Consider the following 21566-nt stretch of genomic DNA (forward strand, 5'->3'; position numbering starts at 1 on the left):
TGCCCCCTGGCCGCCGAGGTCACCTCGTTGATGGCCAGCAGGCCGCGCGAGGCTGGCTTGGCGGCGTTCTCGATGCGGGCCAGCGCCCGGCTGCCCTCGTCGCCCAACTGGACCAGGGCGCGCCGGACCACCTCGCCGTCGCGGACGGCCAGGCGGATGGTGAGACTGCGTTCGCTCATGTGGTTTGGTTCTCGGTGCGCAGGCGCGCGAGCCCTTCCAGCAATCCGGCTTCTGCCTCGGGCAGCAGGTCGGCGACGGCGGCGGTGTCAAATCCCAGGGCGTCGGAGAGACGCAAGGCGACGGCCATGTCGATGCCGACCACCGCGCCGCCGGGGGCGAAGCGAAGCTGACCAGCGACCCGCAGCAGGATGTCCCAGGTCTGCCAGCCCGCCTCGGTCAGGGGCTCGGATTGGCGGTAGGGGCAGGCGTCGCCGCAGGAGCAGCCGTTTTCCCGGCATCCCCGGCAATATCCAGGGCCCCCGCCGAAATGCCATGCGGCGCGGGCCCGGATGCGTTTCCCTCGGCGGCCCGCTCTTCCAAAGGCGCCAGATAGCGGTGATAGAACAGCGCCGCCAGCAGGGGATGGCCGTCGATGAAGGCGGCCACCGTGTCGTCGGTCACGGGCGCGTCGATCCCCTCCCAGGCGATGACGGCGTAGAGGGCGAGCCCCTTGATCATCAGCGCCCGCATCAAGCCGCGCCGGACAGGTTCGTCGCCGGGATCGAGCCCCTCGGCTTCCGCGCGGGTTGCGGCCCAGTCGTCGAACACCTTCTCGGCCTGGGCCTGGATCATGGCGTAGGCCGGGGTGGTGATGGGGCGGACCTGTAGGCGGACGCCGTCGGCCAGGTCGAGCCAGACGGGCTCGCGGTTACCCAGCTTGATCATCAGTAGCTCTCCACATCGTTGGTGAGGGTTACGGCCATCATCCGGCCGGCGGCGGAATTGTTGGCCGCCCGCCAGTCGAAGCTGGCCTGCACGCCGCCGGGACCGGAGATGGCGCGCTTCGGCTTGGGCAGGTAGACCTCGTGGGCCTCGATCACCAACTGCTCGGTCGCCGAGATCACGTAGGCGAACTCCAGGGCCACCGGGTCGCCCGAGGTGGCCCTGTCGAGCAGCGCGGTGTCGGCGAAGCGGACTTCGATCGCGCCGGTCAGCGCCGCGATGGTCGGATCCGCCCCGTCGATCTTGCCGTCCGAGCGGATGGTCTCGATCCGCTCCAGGTTGTTGGTGTAGGTCAGGCTCGCCCCGGTCAGATTGGCGAGGGGCGCGCCATCCAGCTTCACTTGCCCCTGGAACTGGCCGAAGCGCTTGAAGGGATGCGTCGCGGGCGTGCCGGCCTGGGACGCGGCAAAGCGCTCCTCTCCCTGGCCGATCGCGTTGAAGGTCGCGTTGGCGTGGCCCGAGCGCTGGAAGTTGAGCGCCATGGAATTGAGGCGCACGCCGCCGATCAGGAAGAAGGCTGGCACCTCGGGCATGCCGACTTCGACCGAAAGGCTGGGCAGCGCCATGGCGCCCGACCCGAAAACATGGTCGTAGGGATCGGTGCCGGTGGTGTTCGGCGCCCCCAGCAGCGCCTTCAGCCAGTGGCCGAAGAAGCGCAGATCGACCGGCACCACCATGTCGCCCTCGACCTTGATGACGTCGCGGCTTGGTGCCGCCGGATCGCGGCCCTGGCCCAGGATGTCGCTGTCGATCAGCCCCTGTTCGGAGCCGAGCGATGAGGAGACGAAGGGGAACTTGACGAAGCCCGAGGCGGGGGCGACGCCGTAGGTGGTCTCGAACGCGGCCAATACTTGAGCGTTCGCGCCATAGGCACGAGCCATGGGAACCTCCGATGATGAAAGACGGTCAGGCCAGCGGATCGCTGGAAGCGTAATGCAGGGTCACGGTCACCACCGCCCCCTTGAGGCCGGCGGCCCCAATGATGGCAAGGTCACGGGTCTGCGGCGCCGACCATTCGACCCAGTCGATAAGACCGCCCAGGGTGCGGTCGGCGGACAGTGCGGAGCCGATTTCGGCCAGCAGGACGTCGAGCGCTGCCGGGGCCTCGATCGGGGCCGTCTGGACGATGACCTCAATGTCGGCCCGGTGCTGCCAGAGATAGGTGAGCGGCGACAGCAGCACCTCGGGCTCGCCCGGATCGCCGTCCCGCAGGATCACCAGCCTACCGGCCGGCACTTTCTCCGGCAGCGGTTCCTCGCGCTTGACGGTGACGGCAGGCACGGCCTGAAGGCGCCCGAGCAGCGCCGTCAGCACCTCTTCACGTCGGGTCATGGCCTATCCCCGTCCAAGGTCGCGCCAGTTGCGCACCACCAGCCCCGGCAGGGCGGCGAGCCACTTGTTGGCGGCGCCGTCCACGTCGAGGCGCTTTCGGATCGTCACCTGGGGCACCAGGATGAACATAGGCACGGTGGCGAGCCCCCGACCGGTGCGAAGGGCCGAGGCACTGGCCTTGGCGAAGCCGCCCCGCTTGCCGGTGCGGGCGCGCAAGTTGTCGGCGACCAGTAGCGATGGTCCCCGCCGCCGATAGACGAACTTGAGCCGCGCCCCGTGCATCCGTTCCCACAGGCCGGGGTTCATCTTCTGCTTGCCGTCGCCGTACTTCCCGGCGGCCGGCGTCGGGATGGCGAGGAAGAAGCCGTGTTTGGAGCGGATCACCGCGCCGTCGGCATAGGCCCGGACGATGTTGGGTGCCTTGCTGAACACCAGCCCGGCGGCCCGGATGCTGTTCTGGCCCTTGGGGTAGATTTCGCTGCGCCAGGTGTTGGCAAGGCGCTGGCCTAACCCTGAGCCGACGATCTGGCTCCGCAGGTCGAGCTTGAGGCCGTTGGTCGCCTCGCGGATCCCCGCCGACACCGCCTCCTCCCCGGCCTTCAATTCGTCGGCAAGGAAGCGCGTGAGGTCGCCCTCGATGGCGGCGGCGATTCTCATGTCCCTGTCCGGGCTTCGCCCGTCCTCGCCTCTTGCTTCATGCCGGCCTCGTGTCCAAGGTCCAGACCAGACGCTCGGTATCGCAGAGCGGCTCGCCCTGGATGACGAAGGTCTCGCCGTCCAAGGTGATGGTGTCGCCCTCGGCCGGGGTCGGCACTTCCGAGACGCGCAGATCGAACCGCGCCGTCGCCGACACTACGCTGATGTCGCTGAACTCCGAGACCTGGTCGTTCCGTTTCGCGATCACCCGCACCGGCATCCCGTCGCCGATCCCGCCTGGACGGTAGAGGGCCGTGCGGGCGATGTTGGGATCGGCGAACAAGGCGTCGATGGCAGATGCGAAGGCTGACATGGATCAAGCCCGCTTGGCGCGGAGCAGCATCTCCGGGCGGGTGCAGATGAAGAGCGGATAGCTGTAGAGCTCGACCCGTACCCAGGCATTGCGGTCTCGATCGGGGATGGTGATGGCGTAGAGGTCCCGGCCCGGCGTGTTGACGAAGTCAAAGAACTCGGCTGGCGACCAGGCGGTCTGGAATACCCCACGGGCGCCGACGGGAAAGAACTTCGCCTTGTCCTGGCCGATGGCGAGCGTGGTGTCGTCGTCGGTGCCACGGAAGTTGTGGAAGACGATGCCGCCGAAGGGGAAGGATTCGAAGGCCATGTTCTGGCGCAGGTCGGCGGCGGCGGCCCAGTTGCGGTAGGTCTCCTTCACCGCCTCGTGGCCGATCAGATCGTCGTAGAAGGCGTCGCCGCACAGCGCATGGATACGCACCCCCGGCCCCCAGGCGCCCTTGGCCACCTTGGTCATGGAGCGCACCACGCCCGCGCACTTCTTGCGCACATCGGTGGCGGCCTGGTCGAGGGCGAAGTTGATCTCGGCCGGTTGATTGATGCCCCAGGCGTCATACCAGTCCATCAGCACCGAGCCGTCGGCATCGGTGACGATGCCCTGGACGGCGCCGAGCCGCATGTTCTCCCAGGTGAGCTCCATGTCCTCCTTGAGCCGCTCCATGCGGCCCGCCACCTCCGCCTGCACCGTCTGCAACTCGGTCTCCGAACCGCTGGCCCGCATGTTCTGGACCTCGTCGGCATTGATGCGGTCGCCCTTGGCGATGCGGGTGGTGCGGAAGTCGCGGATGTCGCGCTTGGTGGTGGTCCCTTCCTCCAGGGGCGCACCCCGGTCGGAAGTCTTGATCAGGGCCAGCGTATTCTCGCGCTTCTCGATGGCGATGGTGGTGGTGCGCACCGGCACCGGATCGAAGATGCCGAGCGAGCCCAGGAACTGGGGCCGGTACGGGATCTTCTCGACGGCGCCGGTGAGCTGGACCGCCGAGAAGGCATCGTTGTTGAAGATGTCGAGGGTGGGCATGAAGGGGCTCCTTATCGAACGATGATGCCGAGGGCGGCGAGTTCGGCGATAGCGGCCGCCTGCTGCTCGGGCGTGATGGCGTCCGGCCAGACCAGTTCTGCGCCGTTGACCTCGGCGTCACGCAGGATGGCCACAGCGGACACGTCGGCGGCGGTGGCGTCGACGCCAGAGCGCAGCAGGCCGGCGGCGGTCTCGGCACCGGTTACGGCGGCGGGATCGAGCGCGATGTACTTGCCCGAGGCGGTGATCTTGCCCAGAACGGTGCCGGGCTCCAGGACCGCGCTCTGGGCGATGGTGACGGCGTCACGGGAACGGGTGCCGCTCGCCTCGGAAACGACGAAGTCGGCGGCGTATTTGCCTTCAGTGAGAACGGTCATGGATCAGGACTCCTGCTTGGTCGAAAACATGCGGGCGATGACCGGCCCCCAGCCGTGATCGGCGGGTGGGGCCTTGGGCGTGCGGGGATCGCGTCCGCCGTCGATCACCGCCTGCTCGTCGGCACGCGCCCGGGCCTCGATCAGGGCATTGCGGACCTCGGAAAGAGACGTGGCGGCGGCGATGAAGGCGGCGGCCCGCTGGGGCACCCCGGCCAGGGCGCAGAGGTCGGAGACTTCGCGGGCATAGGCCAGCGTCTCGGCCCGCACGCGGGCTTCGACGGTTTCGGGACCGGGCATCGGGTCAGGTGCCGGCGCCATCTCGGTCGCGGGCGCCGGGGGTGCGGCGTCGGGCATGGAGTCCTCCTTCAGGGGGTCGTCGGCCAAGTGTTCGTCGGCCAGCACGGCCGGAGCATTGCGGAAGCGGGAGAGATCGAAGCGGGCGGTGGCGCGGATCGGCTTGTCCACCCGGTCGGCGAAGCCGGCCGCGACCGCATCGTTGGCGGTCAGCCAGGTCTCGGCGGCCATCAACTGCTCGATGTCGGCCTCGGGCTTGCGGGTGCGATCCCGGTACGCGGAAACCAGTCCGCCCTTGATGCGATCCAGGGCCTCGGCCATGGCGCGCATCTCCGGGGCGGTGCCGACCACGATGCCGGCCGGGTCGTGGATCATCATCATGGCGTTCTCGGGCATGACGATCTCGTCCCCGGCCATGGCGATGACGCTGGCGATCGAGGCGGCGATGCCGTCGATCCATACCGTCTTCCTGGCCGAGAGGCGCTTCAGGCTGTTGTGGATGGCGAGACCGTCGAAGACCGAGCCGCCGGGGCTGTTGATGCGCAGCGTGATCCTGGCCGCCTTGCCCACCGACTTCAGGTCGTCGGCAAACTGTTTGGCGGTGATGCCGAAGGCGCCGATCTCGTCATAGATCAGAATTTCCGCGTCACCACTCGCAGCGTCGCGGATGTCGTACCAAGACCTCATGGGTCACTCCTTGTTGTCGGGCGGATCGGGTTGATCCTGTTGATCTGGCTGATCCGGCTGGTCCGGGGTCATGCGGGCACCTTGCGTCTCACCGGCCCCCTTTCCGAATTCGAGCCCCAGCGAGCGTTCCCGCTCCTGGTCGGCGGCGATGCGCCCGTCCACTTCCTCGGCGTCGTAGCCGAGTTCGTCGATGATGTCGGAGCGGGCCTTCCAGCCGGCGTCCTGGGCCATCTTCTCGGCCTGGGCGTCTTTCAGGGGATCGATCCACTCCCACTTGGGCGGCTTCCAGTCCACGTCGAGGAAGGCGCGCGGATCCTCGGCATAGCCCGGCAGATCGAGCGCGCCGGAGAGCACTGCATCTTTCATCCAGCGCAACCAGACCGGCCGACAGAGCTGCCAGCCGAACACAGCATGCTGCATCTGCACCATGCGGCGGCGGAACTCGATCATGCCGAGCCGCTGGCTGGAGAAGTTGCCCCGGCTGTAGTCGCCGGTGGCGGTGGCATAGGGCACGCCCATGGCCGCCGAGGTGTCGAGATCTGCCCGGTAGCGGAAGGGCTCGAAGTCGCTGCCGACCCCGGTGGGGGTCGAGAAGCGGATGTCCTCGCCGGGCAGCAGAACCTGCATGGTGCCGGGCTGGAGGGGAGCGCGGGCGATGCCGTCGCCGTCCTCGCCCTCCATCTCGTTCAGCAGCGCATCCTCGGGCGCGTTCTTGACCACGAAGGCGACGAACAGGGCCGCCGTCTTCTGGCGCTCCACCTGGGCGTCCATGTACTGGTCCATCTGGTGCAGCCGCACCAGGGCCGGGGTGATGTGCGGCAGGCCGCGAAGCTGGCCCGCCTCCATCGGCTTGCGGATGTGCAGAACCTCGTCGGCCGGCACCCGGACGAACTGCTCGGGCGAATAGGTCCGGTCGGTCTCGTCACCGGGATGGCGGCGCAGGAACCAATAGGCGACACGCCGCCCGATCTTGTCGAATTCGATGCCGCAGCGAATGGCGTTGCCGCCCGGCGCCGTTTCGGTCTTGCCGAGCGGCAGCATCTCCGCCTGGAGAAGCTGAAGCTGCAACGGCACCACCAGCCCGTCCTCGGGGCGGCGGGCACGCAGGCGCACGAAGCATTCTCCGGCGACGAACACCTCGCGGGCGACCAGGGCCTGGAGGCCGTAGAAGTCGGTCAGGCCATCGGCGTCGGCCTCGTCGGTCCAGCGTCGCCAGACCTTGCGGATCAGGCGGCGGGCCTCCTTGTCCTCGACTAGGGGGGCTGGCTTGATGCCGGAACCCACCACGTTGGCGACGAAGGCCTCGCAGGCGTTGGTGGCCAGCGGGCTGGAGAGCACGATCTCGCGGGCGCGGCGCAGGGTGAGATCGCCGTCCGCCACCACATGGGTGTTGATGTTGCGGACCGGCGGCACCCAGGAGGCCAGGCGGCGCGAGCGCATGGCGCTTTCCAGCCGGGCTTTGGGGGCCAAGCCGAGACGGCGGAGGAAGGATTTCATCACAGGCCCTTGCCGTCCTGATAGAGGCGCACCTGGCGCACCGGCTTCTTGCTTCCCAGGGCGGCGATCTGCCCCTTGAGAATGGCGATGGCGCGGTCGATCTCGACCAGCCCCCGGTATTCGACAGTGCGGCCCTCGTAGCTGACGCGGGCAATGCCGCTCATGCGGCTGCGCTCCAACTCGTCGAGCCGGGTTTCGAGATCGGCCAGGGTCGGCATGGTCATTCCGTCATCCAGGGAGTGCTCACCACCGCGCGGCGGCGGCGCGAGGGGGCTCGCACCACGCCGGCCAGGGGGCGCGTCGTTTCTTCGGTTTCGATCGGTTCGTCATCATCGGGCACGGCGGTTGCCAACTGGCCCGCCAGCCGGTCCCAGAACGCCTCGCCGTAGCGGTCGGCGCCCGCCACCCACAGGGCGGCGCGGGCATAGACCCGGCAATCCAGCGCCTCGTTGCGTTCCCGCAGCTTGCGCCATTCGTGCTTGTCGAAGCCGCGATGGTCGCGCACGGTCACCAATTGCTCGGCGACCAGTTGCTTGACCCATTCGCCGTCGACGCCGCGCGGCAGGTGGACATAGCCACCGGGATAGGGGGCACCGCCGGCCAGTTCCTCGTCGGTCGGGCGCGACAGCCACAGCCAGCGATAGGTCTCGGCCTTGAAGGTGGAGACCGCCACCGACCACAGCTTGGCGCCGCGCCGGAGCTTCCGCCCCCCTTCGGTCGCATCCACGTAGGACGGTCCCGACACCGGGGCCGGGCGGTTGAAGCGATCGAAGCCCTTGACCGGCATCACCTGGCCGATGCCTTGACGGCGGGACCAGGCGTAGACCTCGGCGGTGAATTCGCCGCCGGTGTCGATGGCGAGGCGCGCCAGCCCGAGCCGTGCGCCGCTTTCGTGCGGCCAGGTCCGCGACAGCAGAGCCGACAGGGACTGCCAGACCTCCGCCCGTCCGGGGCTGCCGTCGAGCACGATGTGGTCGACCAGCCAACTGGAGAAGCCTTTCCCCCAGGCCCAGACATCGACCTCGATGCGATCCTTTTGCACGTCGGCCCCGGCAGTCAGGATCAGGCCATCCATGGGCACCACGCCCATCAGCCGGTCCTCGCGCCGCTCGTAGAGCCGTTCCCAATCGGGAGCCTCGCCCCGGTCGATCCAGGCTTCGCCGAGCACGCCGTTCTTGAAGCTGCGGATGGCCTCGATCGATCCCTGGGCGTTTTCCCACATGCGGGCGATGTCCACCCAGGACAGCCAGCCTACCGGCGAATAGAGCGCCGACAGGTGGAAGCCGACGGTGCCGGGATCGGCCGCCTCGGCGGTGGGACGCCATTCGCCCGCCGCCATCAGGGCTTCCTTGTGGCCCTCGCCGATCTCGCCGTCGCAGGCCTCGCACATGTAGCGGGCCGTCTCCGGACGTCCCTTCTCCCAGCGCAGGCGCTCGAACTTCAGCCACTGGAAATGGCCGCAATGCGGACAGGGCACGAAGTAGCGCCGCTGGTCGGACGCCTCATATTCCCGCTCGATACGCGACACGCCATGGGTCGTCGGCGTCGAGGCCAGGAACACTTTGCTCCGCCAGGAGAAGGTGCGGGTGCGGGCCTCTGCCAGGGCGACGGGATCGCCCTCCTCGTCGGCCGAGGGGGGATAGGCGTCCACCTCATCGAGGAACAGATAGCGGGCCGGCATGGAGCGCAGGCCCACCGCGCTGTTAGCGCCGGTGATGACCAGAAGCCCCGCCGGAAACTCCTTCGACAGGATCGTGTTGCCGGAATCCCGGGCGCGCGACGGCTTGACCCGCTCGCGCAGTTCCGGCGTCTCGTCGAACAGCGGATCGACCCGCTGGCGCGAGAAGCGCTTGGCCAGTTCCACGGTCGGCTGGACCGCCAGCATCGGGCCCGGCGCATGGTGGACGATGAAGCCGATCCAGTTGTTGCCGGCCTCGGTGGCGCCCACCTGCGCCGCCTTCATGAACACCACGCGGCGCGCCGGATGGCTGGGCGACAGCGCATCCATGATGGCGCGCATGTAGGGCGTGCGGGCGGTGCGGTAACGCCCCGGCTCGGCCGAGGCGCGCGACGACAGCATGCGATGCCGGTCGGCCCATTCGGAAACGGTCAGAACCGGGTCAGGCGTCAGTCCATCGGTCCATGCGCGCAAGACACCGTCTGCGCCATCGAACCCGTAAACTTCAGCGGAACTCGGGACGGATGTCGGCAAGCTCTGCGAGATGGCCTCGGACATTCGCTTCCAGCACCTTCTGCATCCGGTGGGGATCGACCCCCAGTTCGACGGCCATCTGCGCGGACACCCGGGCCGGCCAGTTGATCCAGGCATCCCGCTCCTGACGGGCCAGCCGGAACACCAGCGCCAACGCGCGCGGCCGATCGATCACCTCGTCCTTGAGACGCTGGACCTGGATGCGGGCACGCTGGGCCTTGGCGATCTCATGCATGGTCTTCGCCTGGGTGAACGATGTCCCAGGGGCGCCGCCGACCGACTCGCGCACTGGCGCCGATGGCGTCGGTGCCAGAGGAGCGGGGTTGGCGGCTTTCGACTTCGGTTTCGGCCGCTTGGCGGGATCGGTTTCCGCGTCCCAGGCGGCATCGGCCTTGACCGGGTCGATGGTGCCGTCCGGCTCCCGCGCAATGCGTCCGGCGTTGACGGCCTTCAGCACCGCGACGTGGCTCACGCCTCGATGACGGGCGTAAGCGCGGACGGACAATCCCATGCTCGAATCCTTGGAAAAAGAGCAATCAAATTAGGCTGTTAATCAGTTGATAGAGGCGCGGAGCAGCGCCTTCATGTGTCCATCAAAGGATGGAGGACGCCATGAACAAACGCCACGACAACACCCAGGCCCTGGACGCCTTCCTGGCCAAGAAGGCCGAGATCGACACCATGCTCGCCCGGCTTCGTGACTTGAGCGACGAGCACTTCAACTGGAGCCCCGACGAGATCAACTGGGGCCACGTCGGCACCCTGGGCCACTACGCCGAACTGCTGAAGCGCATCACCGACAGCGCCTTCAACGAGGGTGAGCACGCCGAATAGGGCAACGCCCCCGTCTTGGCCCCGACCGGGTTTGCCCGGCGGGGCTCGGGGTGGTGACGGGGCAAGGATGGTCCAGCCCCCTTCAGCAGGAGAACAAGATCATGACCAAGCTCACCGACACCCAACTGGTCGTCCTCACCGCCGCAGTCCAACGCGATGGCAACCTCGTGCAGCCCCTTCCGGCCCACCTCAAGGGCGGGGCCGCCACCAAGGTGGTCGACGGGTTGATCGCCAAGGGGCTGGTCGAGGAAGTCGACGCCCAGCGCGGCGAGCCTTTCTGGCGCGAAACCGGCGATGGCCATGGGACGACGCTGGTCGCCACCGATGCCGCCTTGAGCCTCCTCGGCATCAAGGAGACCGGGGCGACCAGGGCGGCGGACGTAACGCCGGCCCGCAAGACCCGAGAGGGCAGCAAGCAGGGGGCCTTGATCGGCATGCTGAAGCGCCCCGAGGGCGCCAGCATCGCCGAGATCGTCGATGCCTTCGGCTGGCAGCCGCATACGGTGCGCGGGGCCATCGCCGGGGCGCTCAAGAAGAAACTGGGCCTCACCGTGACCAGCGAGAAGGTCGATGATCGGGGGCGAGTCTACCGCATCCCCGGATGAGCCCGCGAAGCCAAACCGATGTCGCCGCCGCCAAGAGGGCGGCGGCATCACGTTCACCAGCCGCGAACCCGGATCGCCTCGAAGATGCGACGCAGGCTGTAGCTGCGGACGATCGACACCACGGTGAAGATCGCCCCGATCAAGAGATTGTCGGACAGACTGGCGTGCAGCCCGAACAGCGGGAACACCAGGGCCTGGGTGGCGACGGCGATGCCGTAGCCGACGGCCACATTGGCGATCGCCTCGGCCAGGGACATGCGGCGGGACTGCCTCATGCCGCCTCGCGTTTCGTGGCGAGGTCATCGAAGGCACTGCCGTCCGCCTCCAGGATGGCCTTGCCGCCGGTGAGCCTCTGCCAGCGTTCGACGATGACGTCGCAGTAGCGGGGATCGATCTCGATCCCGAGACAGACGCGCCCGGTGGTCTCGGCGGCGATCAGGGTGGTGCCGCTGCCACAGAAGGGCTCGTAGATGGCGTCCCCCTCGGCGCTGTTGTTGAGGATCGGGCGGCGCATGCATTCCACCGGCTTCTGGGTGCCGTGGACCGTGGCCTCGTCCTCCTCACCGTCATGGCCGATGGACCAGACGGTGGCCTGGTCGCGGGCGCCCTGCCAATGGCCGGTGGCGCCTTCGCGCACCGCATACCAGCACGGCTCGTGCTGCCAGTGGTAGTCGCCGCGCCCCAGCACGAAGCGCGGCTTGGACCAGACTATCTGGGAGCGGATGCGGAAGTCGCAGACCTCCAGGCTCTCGGCGACGGTTCGGGCGTGGACGCCCGCGTGCCAGACATAGGCCACGTCACCGGGGAACAGCGCCCAGGCCTCGCGCCAGTCGGCGCGGTGGTCGTTGGTCACCTTGCCGGTACGGGGGGTGGCCGAGACCCCGGCCTCGTTGCGCCAGCCGGGATCGTAATCGACGCCATAGGGCGGGTCGGTCACCATCAGGTGCGGCTCCGCTCCGGCCAGCAGGCGCTCGACATCGGTGGCGACGGTGGCGTCGCCGCAGAGCAGCCGGTGCTTTCCCAGCAGCCAGAGATCGCCGGGGCGGGTGATGGGATCGGCGGGCGGATCGGGCACATCATCTTCGTTCCCGTCTCCCGGCCCCTCTCCGGATTCCTCGGCCATCAGGCGATCAAGATCGTCGTCGGAGAAGCCGAGCAGATCGAGGTCGAAGCCGTCCTCGCGCAGGCGGGCCAGTTCGGCGGACAGCAGCGCATCGTCCCAGCCGGAATTGAGCGCGATCTGGTTGTCGGCCAGGCGGAAGGCGCGGGCCTGGGCATCGGTGAGATGGCCGAGCCGGATCACCGGCACCTCGGCCAGCCCGAGACGACGCGCCGCCATCAGACGGCCATGGCCGGCGATCAGCACGCCGCGATCGTCCACCAGGCAGGGGACGTTGAAGCCGAACTCGGCGATCGATCCCGCGATCTGCGCCACCTGTTCGTCGCTGTGGGTACGGGCGTTGGCGGCATAGGGCAGCAGCCGCTCGACCGGCCAATGCTCGACCTGGCGGGGTTCATGGGGCATGGGAGGCTTTCCAGTGGACTAAATTCGGACTATATTTTGGTCGGAACAGCGTAATGGAGCCGACGATGAAACTTTCGGAACAGGTCAAGCCGATCAGCTACCTGAAGGCCCATGCCCCGGAGGTCATTCGCGGGCTGGCCGACAATCAGGAGCCGGTCATCATCACGCTGCACGGCGAGGCCAAGGCGGTGCTCCAGGACATCGGCGCCTACGAGCAGACCCAGGAGACCCTGGCCCTGCTCAAGGTGCTGGCCCTGACCGGCAAGGCGGTCGACGAAGGTAAGGTCCGGCCGGCGGCCGAGGCCTTCGCCGGGATCCGGGACCGGGTAAAGAAGGCCCGGCCGTGACCTTCGAGGTACTGCTGTCCGAGGACGCCGAGCGGGACATCGAGGACATCTATTTCTACGTCGCTCGCCATGACGCGGTGGAGAAGGCTGATCGCCTGCTCGCCGCCCTGGAGGAAACCTGCTCAGGCCTCTCGGAACTTCCGGAACGCGGCAACGTGCCGAAGGAACTGGAGCCCCTCGGCATGACCGAGTTCCGGGAAGTGCATTACAAGCCCTACCGGGTGATCTACCGGATCATCGGCCGGCAGGTAATCGTCTATTGCGTTCTCGACGGTCGCCGCGACATGCAGAGTCTGTTGCAGCGCCGCCTTATCCGCTAATCGTCTTGCCGCGCGCCAGAGCGACGACTTCGAAGGTCTGGCCGGTTTCGGCCAAGGTCACCGGCGCATCGGGAAACAACTCGCGCCAGCGCAGGATCGCCACATCCACATACTCGGGCGCCAGTTCCATGGCCCGGACGCGACGCCCGGTGTTCTGCCCGGCAATGAGGGTTGTGCCGGATCCCGAGAAGGGCTCGTAGACAAGATCGCCTTCCTCGCCCCAGGTTTCCATGGCGAAGACCGCCAGCTTGATCGGGAACACCGCCGGGTGCTCGGTCTCGATGCCGCGCGCCTTGTGCCGCGTGATGCGGATGACGTTGTCGGGGATGCGGGTCTCCTGGACGCCCTGGCCGGCATGGGTCCATTCGCCGACATGGCCGTCCTTGGACCGCAGGCCGCCCTTGGCATCCTGTACATGACCTGCCCACTTGCAGGGCACCGTCTTGTTGGCCCTGCGGGACTGGCGATTGAAGTGGAAGACGAACTCGAAGGCGGGAGCCAGCCGTCCGTTCCAGTCACCGGGCAGGCCCGGTCCCTGATCCCAGACGTACCAGCCGAAGCGCCGCCAATTCTGGGCGCGCATCCACTCCAGCCATTCCTGCCAGTAGGGCTGCCATTCGTTGTCGCGATGGATCAGCCCGAGGTTGACCAGCACCTGGCCGTCGTCGGCCATGGGGATATGCACGAAGACGCCCTGCATCAGGGCGTCCCAATCCTTGACGCCGCCGGTGGTGTAGTCCCGCTGGTTGCCGTAGGGCGGCGAGGTGAACAGCAGTGACGCCCGGTCGTCACCCATCAGCCGGGCGACGGCATCCGGATCGGTGCTGTTGCCGCAAAGCAGGCGGTGTTCGCCCAGGCACCACAGGTCGCCCGACCGCGACACCGGGTCACGGGGCGGCTCGGGCGGGTCGTCCTCCTGGTCCTCACCCGGATCGCCATTTTCTTCCGGCGCATCATCGAGCGGGGCCATCAGGCGGTCGAGATCGGCCTGGTCGAAACCGGTCAACGTCAGGTCAAACCCGTCGCCGTTCAGCGCATGCAGTTCGGCCGCCAGCAATTCCTCGTCCCAGCCTGCGTTCAAGGCAAGCCGGTTGTCGGCCAGCACGTAAGCGCGCCGCTGGGCGTCGGTCAGATGGTCGAGCACCAGCACCGGCACGACATCGAGCCCGAGCCGCCTGGCGGCCAGCACCCGTCCATGGCCGGCGATGATGTTGCCCTGACCGTCCACCAGCACCGGATTGGTCCATCCGAATTCGACGATGGAAGCGGCGATCTGCGCCACCTGATCGTCGGAGTGCGTCCGGGCGTTCCGGGCATAGGGGATCAGCCGGTCGAGCGGCATCTGCTCGACCGCTTCGGGAAGCGGATGGGCCATGGGGCGGGTCAACCCTGGTAACGGACAAGGCGGTAACCGGATCGGGCCGGTTACCGGCGGCGGCTAACCGCATGGGCCAAAGCCCAAGGCGCGCAGGCTGTGGCCTTCGCGCGGCTTGCGGAGCGGTAACCGGAATGGGTGGTAACTCAAATCCGAGGGCTGACGGTAGCGAAGTTCGGCGCCTTTGCCGCCAGCATACACTTTCGGCCCAGGGGGACCCGTACAACGCCGTGCCGGCGCTCACGCGTGCCTCTCCTGAGGATAGGCTTGATTATGCCAAAATCTGTTTCACCTGTTTAGCGGAAAGATGTTTCAACAGATTTGTTTCACGCCGCGTCATCGGTTCGCCTCGGTGTTGATGCGCCGTCGAGCCGCGCCGCGATGGTGAGCAGGGCCGCGACCCAGTTGCGCCAAGCGGTGGTGCGGCTCATGCCGAAGCGCCAGGTGATCAGCTTCCATGGCGTGCGGCAGGCCCGGAGCCAGACGATGCGGGCATCGTCGGCCTCCAGCCAGGTGAGCCAGATCATCACCTCGTCCATGCGGTCGATGGCGCCGGGCTGGGGCGGGCCACGGCGGATGCGGGCTTCCTCCCAGCCGAAGGCTTCCCAGAAGTCGCGCACCACCGGCGGCCAGGTGCCGAAGAACCCCTGGACCTTCTGCTCGGGCAGGCGGCGCAGGGTGTCGGCCGCTTCCTCGATGCGGTCCTCCACCATCTTGGCGGTCCATTTGCGGTCAGCCATTGGCCATCTCCTTGTCCGGACGAGGGCCGAACAGCTTTGCCCCCAGTTGCTTCACCAGTTCCCGTTCGGGCCAGGTCAAGCGGTGGTCGTCCTCGGCCACCACCAGCACGCCCTGTTCCCGCCAGCCGTCGCGTTTGACCTGCTCGGCGTCGCGACGTTCACCGCCGAACCCCTTGGGGAAACGCCTCATCGCACACCTCCCCGGGTCTCTGCGGCCCAGAGCAGGATGGCGATGGCATCCGCCTCGTTGTCGTCGGTCGGAGCGAACCCGCGCGCCGTGACGGCGGCGATCACCGCCTGCTTGTCGGCGTTGCCCTTGCCGGTGACGTGCCGCTTGATGGCGCCCACCGGAACGCCCTGGTAGGGCAGTCCCTTCTGCTCGCACCAAGCCGCGAGGTGAGCGAGGAAGCCGCCGTAGATGTGGGCGGCGTCGGTTCCGGCATGGCGGCGGACCTCCTCGAAGAAGACGGCGTCCAGTTTGTGCATTTTGTGCACAAGCTCATCCAGCCAGGACCGGAAGCGCAGGTAGCGCATGCCGCCGCCCTCGTACCGTCCGGGCCGGAAGGCCATGGTGCCGCTGACGATGGAACCATCGACGAGCCGCACGGCCCAGCCGGTGGTGGTGCCGAGATCGAGGGCGAGCACCGACATGGGCCGGTCATTGGCCGGCGGTGATGCTGCCCGGTCACGGCAGGTGTTCTGGTCGTTCAGCGAAAGCACCGGCATGGCGGCCTCCTTCCTGGCATCGGGGTTGTGGGGTGTCATCGGGATGGCCCTCCATTGCCGGACAGCCAGATGCGCATGGCTTCGGCCCGGTCCTCGTCGGACAGCGGGTCGAGACCGTGGGCATCGAACAAGGCGTCGAAGCTCGGCGCGGTGGAATGGGCGGGGGGAATGTCGGAAGCACATTCCCCGGCACATTCCCCGGTCCAAGCGGTTGATTTTTCAGGGCTCGGGGAATGTGGGAATGTGGGGGAGTGTTTTTCGGTCCCCTTACCATGTGTGTGCGTGCGCGCATGTGTGAGGGTATAAAAACATTCCCCTTCTTCCCCACATTCCCCGGAGCCTTTGTTTTCAACGGGATAGGCCGGGGAGTGTAGGGGGGAGTGTGGGTCTGCACATTCCCCTCGGCCTGCCGTGGGAAGGTCGGAAAAACATTCCCCACATTCCCCCTCGGCTGAAACAGGGGCGGAAAAACCCTCCCCACATTCCCCACCTTCCCCTCGGGCGTGGCGCCCCTCCACGACCAGTTGCCAGCGCTGGGCCTGATGCGAGATGCCGGCGGCGCGGATACGAACCCGAAGATTGTTGAGGGCGAACACCCGGTCGCGCATGTGGCCGAGCGACTTGCCGAGCCGGATGCGCTGGGAACGCTCGCTGCCATCGCCGAGCGGCAGAGGCGGCTCGCACTGGCCTGCGATCTGGAACAGGTCGGCGGTGACCACCTGGGCGGTGCCATGGCGGTCCCACCAGGCGCCGACAAAGCTCCGCCACATGATGCCCTCGGCGTCAGAGGCTTCGTAAAGCTCGTCGGCATTGGCAAGGAAGCCGGGCACGCCCGCGACTTCGAGGATCCCGCCCATGGTCTCGGCCCAGGATTCGAAGCTGCCCAACGTGGTCGTTCGATAGCGGGGCCGCCCGGCCACCACCCAGGCCCGGCCAAGGGTCAGGCATGCGGTGACCAGTGCCCCACGGTTGGCCCGTACCCAGGTTAGCAGGTCGGGATGGCGGAAGCCGCCACGCCGCCACGGCTGGTCGACATGGGCGTCGAGGCGGATGCGCACGGCGCGCCGCGCGATCTCGTTGGACAGGCGCGGATTGTTGCCGGTCGCCACCCAGGCGCAGCGCACCGGCATGCGGGTCATGTCGGAGCGCCCAAGGATGCGATCCTCCCAATAGGGCGCGGTCAGGGCGGCGGCCACGGGAGCGGCGTCGAGCGGACGACGCAGATTGTCGATCACCGCCATCAGGGGGGCCTCGCGCAGCTTGGCGGTGAGACGCTTGCGCCATTCCTCCTCGTCGCTGCCCTCGGTCATGATCGAGACCGGATGGCCGGTGCTGACGATGGCGATGGCATCGACCATCAGTGTGGCGCCGGTGCCGGGTGACGGTTTCTCGATCAGGTGCAGCGGCGTCGGCCCGTCGATCATGGGGCGGACGAAGGGCAGAAGCAGCAGCGCCAGGGTGTGCGCCCGTTCGGCCTCGGAGGTGAACGGGAAGTCGCCCAGCATGTCGTCGAGCAACAGGGTGCGGGCTGCCGCGACATCAGCCTGGGTCGGGCGCTCCGGGACTGCCGGAAGCACAAAGCCCTCGGGCGGCTCGTGCAGCAATCGGCTGGCCGGGTGATAGCCGCGCTCGGTGACCAGTTCGCCCGAGCGCCCGAACACCGGCGAGGCGACGATGCCGGCCAGCACCGGCAGGTCGGGATTGGGCGTGGCCAGCAGCGCCTTCACCAACTGGGCGGGCGGATAGGCGGAGACCAGATCACCCGTTCGGCTCTGCTTGCGCCAGTCGATCAGTTGCGCCAGGGCGAGTTTGAGGCGCTCCTCGGTGAGGTGCGTCGCCATGGCACGGCCGTCGTCATCGCGGGCAACCCAGGCCAGCATCGCGCCCATGCGGAACAGCCAGGGCGGCTGATTGCTTCCAGCCAGGATGGTGCGGGCGCGGGCGGCCAAATCGGCAAGGTCACCGTTGTCGGCACGCAAAGGGGGACGCCGAGCCGTGATGACCGGGAAGCCTACCGGCAGGTTCGGCAGGCTGGTCGGTACGGCCTCCGGCGCGTCCATTTCCAAGGCGGGCTCCGCCGGAATCCATTCGACCGCCGCTTCGACGACAGTGCGCACCGCCTCTTCACCTTCGCGGATCAGCAGGTCATTGAAATCGTCGCCCTCCGCCGGGGGCATGGCGATCCACACCCTGCGGCCCTCGCGGTGGAGGCGGTTGGCGGCCGTCTGGGCGGCGCGCAGACCGGTGCCCGAGGCGTCATGGTCGGCCAGGATCACTACCCGATTCACCTCGGGCGGTAGCGCCACGGTCTCCAGATTGCCGGCCGACAGGGTCGCCCAGGCTGGCAAAGCGGAGCAGGCCCGCATCACCGCCAAGGTGGTCTCGATGCCTTCCGCCAGCCCGAGCAGGCCGCCCGAAGGTTCGGCGAGACGCACCGCGCCACCGGCCACCTTGCCCAGCATCTTGCGGTTCTTGGGGATCGACGCCTTGGCCGAGCCGTCGGCGGCCAGCCAGGTGCGGTGCAGACCGACAGGGGCGCCGACGCCATCGCGGACGATGGCCACCATCGCCGGCCAGCCGCTCTTGGTGTCCCAATGGGTGAGATCGGGATGGTACAGCAGGTCAGCAGAACCAGCATGGCCGAGCCCGCGCGCGGCGAGATAGGTGTCCACCAGCGTGCCCTGGGCCGGGACGGCACGGGACAGGATGAACTCGATCTCGCGTGCATCGTCGCGAGGCTTGGCTGGAGCCGGTCGCGGTGCAGCCACGGGTGGCGGGTTCCCGGCCAGGTCAGCGGCGAACTCGTACAGTTCCCGTCCGGACAGGCCGCTGGCGTGTTCGATGGTGCTGAGCACGCCGCCGCCCTGGTTGCCGTCGAAGTCGAACCATTCCCCCGCCCGCTCGCCCTTGATCGTGATGACGCAGCTTCCCTGCTTGCGCGGCGCGTCGCCCCGGATGTTGGCCAGCCGCCAGACATCGTCCTCGCGGCGGCCCGATGGGAACAGGCGCGGCACCCAGGTGGCGGCATCGTCACGCAGGCGGCCGACCACCGCATCCAGATCGATGCGGCCGGGGCGAAGTGGGGTGATGTCGTTGAGATCAATCAAGGAGCACCAGACCTTTCTCGGCCCGGGTGATGGCGGTGTAGAGCCAGCGGGCGCGGTCCTCGGCGGTACGGCCCAGGCCGTCGTCGAACACCACGATGTTCTCCCATTGGCTGCCCTGGCTCTTGTGGCAGGTGATGGCCCAGCCCCAGACCGCCTCGATGGTCTTCTTCTTGGCCCAGTGGTCGCGGCGGTCGCGTTCCGGATCGGGGGCGACGTGCTCGTCGAAATGGCCCTTATAGATGCGGAAGCGCTCCGGCCTGTCGCCGCCGGCACCGATCCGTTCGCCATCCTCGGTGACCACGGTGGCGGAGAACGAAATGTCGTCCTCGTCCTGGATGTCGGCCAGATCGACGAACATGCCGTTGACCAGCCCGAGGTCGTTGCGGTTCTTGAGGCAGATGATCTTCTCGCCCCGGCCGATGGGATAGGTGCCGGGGAATCCGGCCGCCCGCTTCATGGCGAGGTTCAACTGCAGCCGGGTGGCGTTGCGCCCGCAGATGACCTGGCCGCCGCGCAGCATCTGCTCCGGCCCGACCTGATCGCGGCGCATCTTCCAGACGAAGGAATCGTGTTCGCCATAGGGGATGGGCAGCCCCTGGCGGGCCAGAGTGGCCAGGCGGATGATGGCGCTCTCGCCGGCCTGGCGGTGGATCTCGGTCAGCATCACGTCCGGCGTCTGTTGGGTGAAGGCGCCTTCGCCCTTCACCGGCGGCAACTGCCCCGGATCGCCCAGCACCAGGATCGGCTTGCCGAAGGCCAGCAGGTCGGTGGCCATCTCCTCGCCGACCATGGAGACCTCGTCCAGCACCAGCAGCTTGGCCTCCTTCAGGATCGACTGCTCGTTCAGGACGAAGCGGGGCTTGTGGATTTCGGTCAGCCGCAGTTCCAGGCTGCGCAGCCGGGTCTCCTCCATCAGCCGCCTGGCCGGCGGCAGCGACGGCAGATTCGCCTTGATGTCGGCGATGTCATTCTTGATCCGCTCGATCTCGGCGGGCGTCGCCTCGGAGACACGGTAGATCAGGGAGTGGATGGTGGAGGCCGGCGTGCCCTTGCGGGTCATCACCAGCGCGGCCTTGCCGGTGAAGGCGGCATAGAGCACGCCGCCGGTGGCGGAGACCGAGCCGTTGGGCTCGCGTTCCATGGTGTCGAGACCCAACTCGGCGATGGCATGGCGGACGATGGTGGTCTTGCCGGCCCCGGCATAGCCGAAGACCCGGAACACCTGCTGGTCCTCGGTGCGGTTGGCGAACCAGTCCTTGATGTCCTCAATAGCCTGGGCCTGGAGGGCGGATGGGGTGAAGGTCATGACAGTGGCTCCCAGCAGCGATGGGCGTAATCGCAGAAGCGGCAGAGGTAGAAGTCGGGGGTGGTGGCGATGCGGGGTGGCAACTCGCCGGCATCGACCGCCTGGAGGATGGCGACCGCCTTGTCGGACAGTCCTTGAGCCTCCGCCGGATCAAGGCGGACGACCTCGTGCAGCAGTTCCTGCGTGTTCTTGTTGAGCGCCGTGAACAGGGTGACCGGCACGTCCAGGTAGGCCATGTAGAGCTGGATCTGGGCGTGATAGAGCGGCTTCGAGTCCTTGAGCCCCCTCTTGATCAGGTCTTCCCAGGAGCGGGCATTGAGCGCCTTGTGCTCCCACAGGGCCGGCCACGCGATTCCGACTTCAGGCCCGGCGACGATGACGCCGTCGATGTGGCCACGGATGCGGCCCCCGGCGACGGAGAAGCCGAACTGACCGCCGTCACGCCGTTCGGTGCGCAGGTTGAACCCGGCAGCGCGCAGCCAGCGGATGGACAGGGTCTCGAACACATGGCCGGCCTCGAAGATGCGGAGAACCTGGCCGTCGAAGCCGCGCCCCTCGTCCACCGGCACCGCCATCAGTTCGAAGGCCAAGCGGCGGGAACAGGGCTCGCCGATGCGGCTGGCGCCCAGATAGGTGCGGGGCGGCTGGGCCTGGCGTTCGGCTTCCAGGGCCATGTCGAGCCGCCGGTTGATTTCGGCGGCCGTGGCCTGGACGGGCGTGCCGCCATAGTTGGAGCCGGAGCCATGATTGAGGTCGAGCATGGCGGGCCTCAAAACGGAATCGGGTCATCGAAGGCGGTGCCGGTGCGCTCCTTGACCCCGGCCTGGCGCTGCATGGACTCGACATAGCCGGTGACGGCGGCCTCGATCAGCCGGTCGATATCCTCGGCGGTGCGATGGAAGAAGGGCTCCATCAGGCCCATCTCGGTCAGCGCCTCGGCGAAGGGGCGCCTCGCGTCCTTGATGGCCTGGGTTTCCCGGGCGGTCTTGTCGATCATGCCGTTGGTCCTTTTTGCGATCTCGGCGCCGATTTCCAGGCAGCGCATCGAGCAGAAGCGGTAGAGCGGGTACTGGTCGCGGCGGAGCCGGTGGACGTAGCCGAAGCCACGGCCTTCCCGGCCGCACACCGCGCAGAGGCTCACCCCAGCAAGAGCCGGGTCAGGTCCTCGTTGCCCTCCGGCTGGTCCCGGATGCGCTCCGAGGCCAGGACCACGAAGCGGCTGATGGCGTTGGCCGCCATGGCTTCCAGGTCGGGCATGGTCAAGCAGCGGATGGGGTGCTGCAGCCTTCCTCTTCCTTCGAGCCATTGTCCGAT

27 protein-coding genes are annotated in these 21566 nt (G+C 67.8%); 4 read left to right on the plus strand and 23 right to left on the minus strand.

Annotated features, from left to right (window positions below; translation table 11 throughout):
- Positions 1-175: 175 nt before the first annotated feature.
- The 13 genes from H7841_13880 to H7841_13940 form a co-directional block, all read right to left on the minus strand.
- On the minus strand, positions 176-322 hold the full coding sequence (locus H7841_13880) for a hypothetical protein (protein ID MEO5337961.1): 147 nt from the start codon (positions 320-322) through the stop codon (positions 176-178).
- A gap of 74 nt (positions 323-396) precedes the next feature.
- Positions 397-885, minus strand: a complete 489-nt coding sequence (locus tag H7841_13885) for a hypothetical protein (protein MEO5337962.1) — start codon at positions 883-885, stop codon at positions 397-399.
- Positions 885-1823 (minus strand): phage tail tube protein, encoded by a 939-nt coding sequence (locus H7841_13890; protein ID MEO5337963.1) that lies wholly within the window; start codon positions 1821-1823, stop codon positions 885-887. The genes H7841_13885 and H7841_13890 overlap by 1 nt, the downstream gene beginning before the upstream one ends.
- A gap of 25 nt (positions 1824-1848) precedes the next feature.
- A complete protein-coding gene (locus H7841_13895; protein MEO5337964.1) occupies positions 1849-2274 on the minus strand; it encodes an acyl-CoA transferase in 426 nt (141 codons plus the stop codon).
- Positions 2275-2277: 3 nt separating this feature from the next.
- Positions 2278-2931, minus strand: a complete 654-nt coding sequence (locus H7841_13900; GenBank protein ID MEO5337965.1) for a DUF6441 family protein — start codon at positions 2929-2931, stop codon at positions 2278-2280.
- A gap of 37 nt (positions 2932-2968) precedes the next feature.
- Positions 2969-3283 (minus strand): hypothetical protein, encoded by a 315-nt coding sequence (locus tag H7841_13905; GenBank protein MEO5337966.1) that lies wholly within the window; start codon positions 3281-3283, stop codon positions 2969-2971.
- 3 nt (positions 3284-3286) lie between these two features.
- Positions 3287-4300 (minus strand): major capsid protein, encoded by a 1014-nt coding sequence (locus H7841_13910; protein MEO5337967.1) that lies wholly within the window; start codon positions 4298-4300, stop codon positions 3287-3289.
- 11 nt (positions 4301-4311) lie between these two features.
- Positions 4312-4677, minus strand: coding sequence for a head decoration protein (locus H7841_13915; protein MEO5337968.1), 366 nt, complete (start codon positions 4675-4677; stop codon positions 4312-4314).
- A 3-nt stretch (positions 4678-4680) separates the two neighbouring features.
- Entirely contained in the window at positions 4681-5658 is a 978-nt protein-coding gene (locus tag H7841_13920) for a Clp protease ClpP (protein ID MEO5337969.1), read from the minus strand.
- A 3-nt stretch (positions 5659-5661) separates the two neighbouring features.
- Positions 5662-7155: a phage portal protein gene (locus H7841_13925; protein MEO5337970.1), complete on the minus strand. Its 1494-nt coding sequence runs from the start codon at positions 7153-7155 to the stop codon at positions 5662-5664.
- Positions 7155-7379 (minus strand): hypothetical protein, encoded by a 225-nt coding sequence (locus H7841_13930; protein ID MEO5337971.1) that lies wholly within the window; start codon positions 7377-7379, stop codon positions 7155-7157. Before H7841_13930 ends, H7841_13925 begins: the two co-directional genes overlap by 1 nt.
- On the minus strand, positions 7376-9391 hold the full coding sequence (locus tag H7841_13935; GenBank protein MEO5337972.1) for a phage terminase large subunit family protein: 2016 nt from the start codon (positions 9389-9391) through the stop codon (positions 7376-7378). The genes H7841_13930 and H7841_13935 overlap by 4 nt, the downstream gene beginning before the upstream one ends.
- The gene (locus tag H7841_13940) at positions 9339-9878 is read right to left on the minus strand and encodes an elements of external origin (GenBank protein ID MEO5337973.1); all 540 of its coding nucleotides are present in this window, start codon (positions 9876-9878) and stop codon (positions 9339-9341) included. Before H7841_13940 ends, H7841_13935 begins: the two co-directional genes overlap by 53 nt.
- A 101-nt stretch (positions 9879-9979) precedes the next feature.
- Here H7841_13940 and H7841_13945 point away from each other — a divergent pair, with 101 nt between their 5' ends.
- Both H7841_13945 and H7841_13950 read left to right on the plus strand, forming a co-directional pair.
- Positions 9980-10201 (plus strand): hypothetical protein, encoded by a 222-nt coding sequence (locus H7841_13945; GenBank protein MEO5337974.1) that lies wholly within the window; start codon positions 9980-9982, stop codon positions 10199-10201.
- A gap of 101 nt (positions 10202-10302) precedes the next feature.
- Positions 10303-10806 carry a DUF3489 domain-containing protein gene (locus H7841_13950; protein MEO5337975.1) on the plus strand — a complete coding sequence of 168 codons (504 nt, stop codon included), beginning with the start codon at positions 10303-10305 and terminating at the stop codon, positions 10804-10806.
- 53 nt (positions 10807-10859) lie between these two features.
- On the opposite strand, the gene H7841_13955 is transcribed toward H7841_13950, so the two are convergent.
- Together H7841_13955 and H7841_13960 are read right to left on the minus strand one after the other, a co-directional pair.
- Positions 10860-11081 (minus strand): hypothetical protein, encoded by a 222-nt coding sequence (locus H7841_13955; protein MEO5337976.1) that lies wholly within the window; start codon positions 11079-11081, stop codon positions 10860-10862.
- Entirely contained in the window at positions 11078-12331 is a 1254-nt protein-coding gene (locus tag H7841_13960; protein MEO5337977.1) for a site-specific DNA-methyltransferase, read from the minus strand. Before H7841_13960 ends, H7841_13955 begins: the two co-directional genes overlap by 4 nt.
- A 65-nt stretch (positions 12332-12396) precedes the next feature.
- Between H7841_13960 and H7841_13965 the strand changes: the two genes are divergently transcribed.
- Both H7841_13965 and H7841_13970 read left to right on the plus strand, forming a co-directional pair.
- Positions 12397-12678 (plus strand): type II toxin-antitoxin system Phd/YefM family antitoxin, encoded by a 282-nt coding sequence (locus tag H7841_13965; protein ID MEO5337978.1) that lies wholly within the window; start codon positions 12397-12399, stop codon positions 12676-12678.
- Positions 12675-12998, plus strand: coding sequence for a type II toxin-antitoxin system RelE/ParE family toxin (locus H7841_13970; GenBank protein ID MEO5337979.1), 324 nt, complete (start codon positions 12675-12677; stop codon positions 12996-12998). The genes H7841_13965 and H7841_13970 overlap by 4 nt, the downstream gene beginning before the upstream one ends.
- On the opposite strand, the gene H7841_13975 is transcribed toward H7841_13970, so the two are convergent.
- The 8 genes from H7841_13975 to H7841_14010 form a co-directional block, all read right to left on the minus strand.
- Positions 12988-14373, minus strand: coding sequence for a site-specific DNA-methyltransferase (locus H7841_13975; protein ID MEO5337980.1), 1386 nt, complete (start codon positions 14371-14373; stop codon positions 12988-12990). The genes H7841_13970 and H7841_13975 overlap by 11 nt on opposite strands.
- Before the next feature lie 326 nt (positions 14374-14699).
- Positions 14700-15113, minus strand: a complete 414-nt coding sequence (locus H7841_13980; GenBank protein ID MEO5337981.1) for a DUF6362 family protein — start codon at positions 15111-15113, stop codon at positions 14700-14702.
- A complete protein-coding gene (locus tag H7841_13985; GenBank protein MEO5337982.1) occupies positions 15106-15303 on the minus strand; it encodes a hypothetical protein in 198 nt (65 codons plus the stop codon). The genes H7841_13980 and H7841_13985 overlap by 8 nt, the downstream gene beginning before the upstream one ends.
- Positions 15300-15764: a hypothetical protein gene (locus H7841_13990; protein ID MEO5337983.1), complete on the minus strand. Its 465-nt coding sequence runs from the start codon at positions 15762-15764 to the stop codon at positions 15300-15302. Before H7841_13990 ends, H7841_13985 begins: the two co-directional genes overlap by 4 nt.
- A 110-nt stretch (positions 15765-15874) precedes the next feature.
- On the minus strand, positions 15875-18946 hold the full coding sequence (locus H7841_13995) for a toprim domain-containing protein (GenBank protein MEO5337984.1): 3072 nt from the start codon (positions 18944-18946) through the stop codon (positions 15875-15877).
- Positions 18939-20252: an AAA family ATPase gene (locus tag H7841_14000; protein ID MEO5337985.1), complete on the minus strand. Its 1314-nt coding sequence runs from the start codon at positions 20250-20252 to the stop codon at positions 18939-18941. Before H7841_14000 ends, H7841_13995 begins: the two co-directional genes overlap by 8 nt.
- Entirely contained in the window at positions 20249-21013 is a 765-nt protein-coding gene (locus H7841_14005) for a PD-(D/E)XK nuclease family protein (GenBank protein MEO5337986.1), read from the minus strand. The genes H7841_14000 and H7841_14005 overlap by 4 nt, the downstream gene beginning before the upstream one ends.
- 8 nt (positions 21014-21021) lie before the next feature.
- The gene (locus H7841_14010) at positions 21022-21378 is read right to left on the minus strand and encodes a DUF6511 domain-containing protein (GenBank protein MEO5337987.1); all 357 of its coding nucleotides are present in this window, start codon (positions 21376-21378) and stop codon (positions 21022-21024) included.
- Positions 21379-21566: the final 188 nt, after the last annotated feature.

The organism is Magnetospirillum sp. WYHS-4 (assembly GCA_039908345.1).
In the GTDB taxonomy this organism is placed as follows: domain Bacteria; phylum Pseudomonadota; class Alphaproteobacteria; order Rhodospirillales; family GLO-3; genus JAMOBD01.

What these genes read in the sequence shown, in the direction of transcription:
- H7841_13990 (MEO5337983.1), bottom strand. Translation starts at nt 15,764, where the DNA reads ATGTCGGTGCTCGCCCTCGATCTCGGCACCACCACCGGCTGGGCCGTG.
- H7841_13915 (MEO5337968.1), bottom strand. Translation starts at nt 4,677, where the DNA reads ATGACCGTTCTCACTGAAGGCAAATACGCCGCCGACTTCGTCGTTTCC.
- H7841_13920 (MEO5337969.1), bottom strand. Translation starts at nt 5,658, where the DNA reads ATGAGGTCTTGGTACGACATCCGCGACGCTGCGAGTGGTGACGCGGAA.
- H7841_13945 (MEO5337974.1), top strand. Translation starts at nt 9,980, where the DNA reads ATGAACAAACGCCACGACAACACCCAGGCCCTGGACGCCTTCCTGGCC.
- H7841_13890 (MEO5337963.1), bottom strand. Translation starts at nt 1,823, where the DNA reads ATGGCTCGTGCCTATGGCGCGAACGCTCAAGTATTGGCCGCGTTCGAG.
- H7841_13925 (MEO5337970.1), bottom strand. Translation starts at nt 7,155, where the DNA reads ATGAAATCCTTCCTCCGCCGTCTCGGCTTGGCCCCCAAAGCCCGGCTG.
- H7841_13965 (MEO5337978.1), top strand. Translation starts at nt 12,397, where the DNA reads ATGAAACTTTCGGAACAGGTCAAGCCGATCAGCTACCTGAAGGCCCAT.
- H7841_13955 (MEO5337976.1), bottom strand. Translation starts at nt 11,081, where the DNA reads ATGAGGCAGTCCCGCCGCATGTCCCTGGCCGAGGCGATCGCCAATGTG.
- H7841_13940 (MEO5337973.1), bottom strand. Translation starts at nt 9,878, where the DNA reads ATGGGATTGTCCGTCCGCGCTTACGCCCGTCATCGAGGCGTGAGCCAC.
- H7841_13960 (MEO5337977.1), bottom strand. Translation starts at nt 12,331, where the DNA reads ATGCCCCATGAACCCCGCCAGGTCGAGCATTGGCCGGTCGAGCGGCTG.
- H7841_14005 (MEO5337986.1), bottom strand. Translation starts at nt 21,013, where the DNA reads ATGCTCGACCTCAATCATGGCTCCGGCTCCAACTATGGCGGCACGCCC.
- H7841_13950 (MEO5337975.1), top strand. Translation starts at nt 10,303, where the DNA reads ATGACCAAGCTCACCGACACCCAACTGGTCGTCCTCACCGCCGCAGTC.
- H7841_13905 (MEO5337966.1), bottom strand. Translation starts at nt 3,283, where the DNA reads ATGTCAGCCTTCGCATCTGCCATCGACGCCTTGTTCGCCGATCCCAAC.
- H7841_13885 (MEO5337962.1), bottom strand. Translation starts at nt 885, where the DNA reads ATGATCAAGCTGGGTAACCGCGAGCCCGTCTGGCTCGACCTGGCCGAC.
- H7841_13930 (MEO5337971.1), bottom strand. Translation starts at nt 7,379, where the DNA reads ATGACCATGCCGACCCTGGCCGATCTCGAAACCCGGCTCGACGAGTTG.
- H7841_13895 (MEO5337964.1), bottom strand. Translation starts at nt 2,274, where the DNA reads ATGACCCGACGTGAAGAGGTGCTGACGGCGCTGCTCGGGCGCCTTCAG.
- H7841_13935 (MEO5337972.1), bottom strand. Translation starts at nt 9,391, where the DNA reads ATGTCCGAGGCCATCTCGCAGAGCTTGCCGACATCCGTCCCGAGTTCC.
- H7841_13980 (MEO5337981.1), bottom strand. Translation starts at nt 15,113, where the DNA reads ATGGCTGACCGCAAATGGACCGCCAAGATGGTGGAGGACCGCATCGAG.
- H7841_13985 (MEO5337982.1), bottom strand. Translation starts at nt 15,303, where the DNA reads ATGAGGCGTTTCCCCAAGGGGTTCGGCGGTGAACGTCGCGACGCCGAG.
- H7841_13975 (MEO5337980.1), bottom strand. Translation starts at nt 14,373, where the DNA reads ATGGCCCATCCGCTTCCCGAAGCGGTCGAGCAGATGCCGCTCGACCGG.
- H7841_13900 (MEO5337965.1), bottom strand. Translation starts at nt 2,931, where the DNA reads ATGAGAATCGCCGCCGCCATCGAGGGCGACCTCACGCGCTTCCTTGCC.
- H7841_13910 (MEO5337967.1), bottom strand. Translation starts at nt 4,300, where the DNA reads ATGCCCACCCTCGACATCTTCAACAACGATGCCTTCTCGGCGGTCCAG.
- H7841_14000 (MEO5337985.1), bottom strand. Translation starts at nt 20,252, where the DNA reads ATGACCTTCACCCCATCCGCCCTCCAGGCCCAGGCTATTGAGGACATC.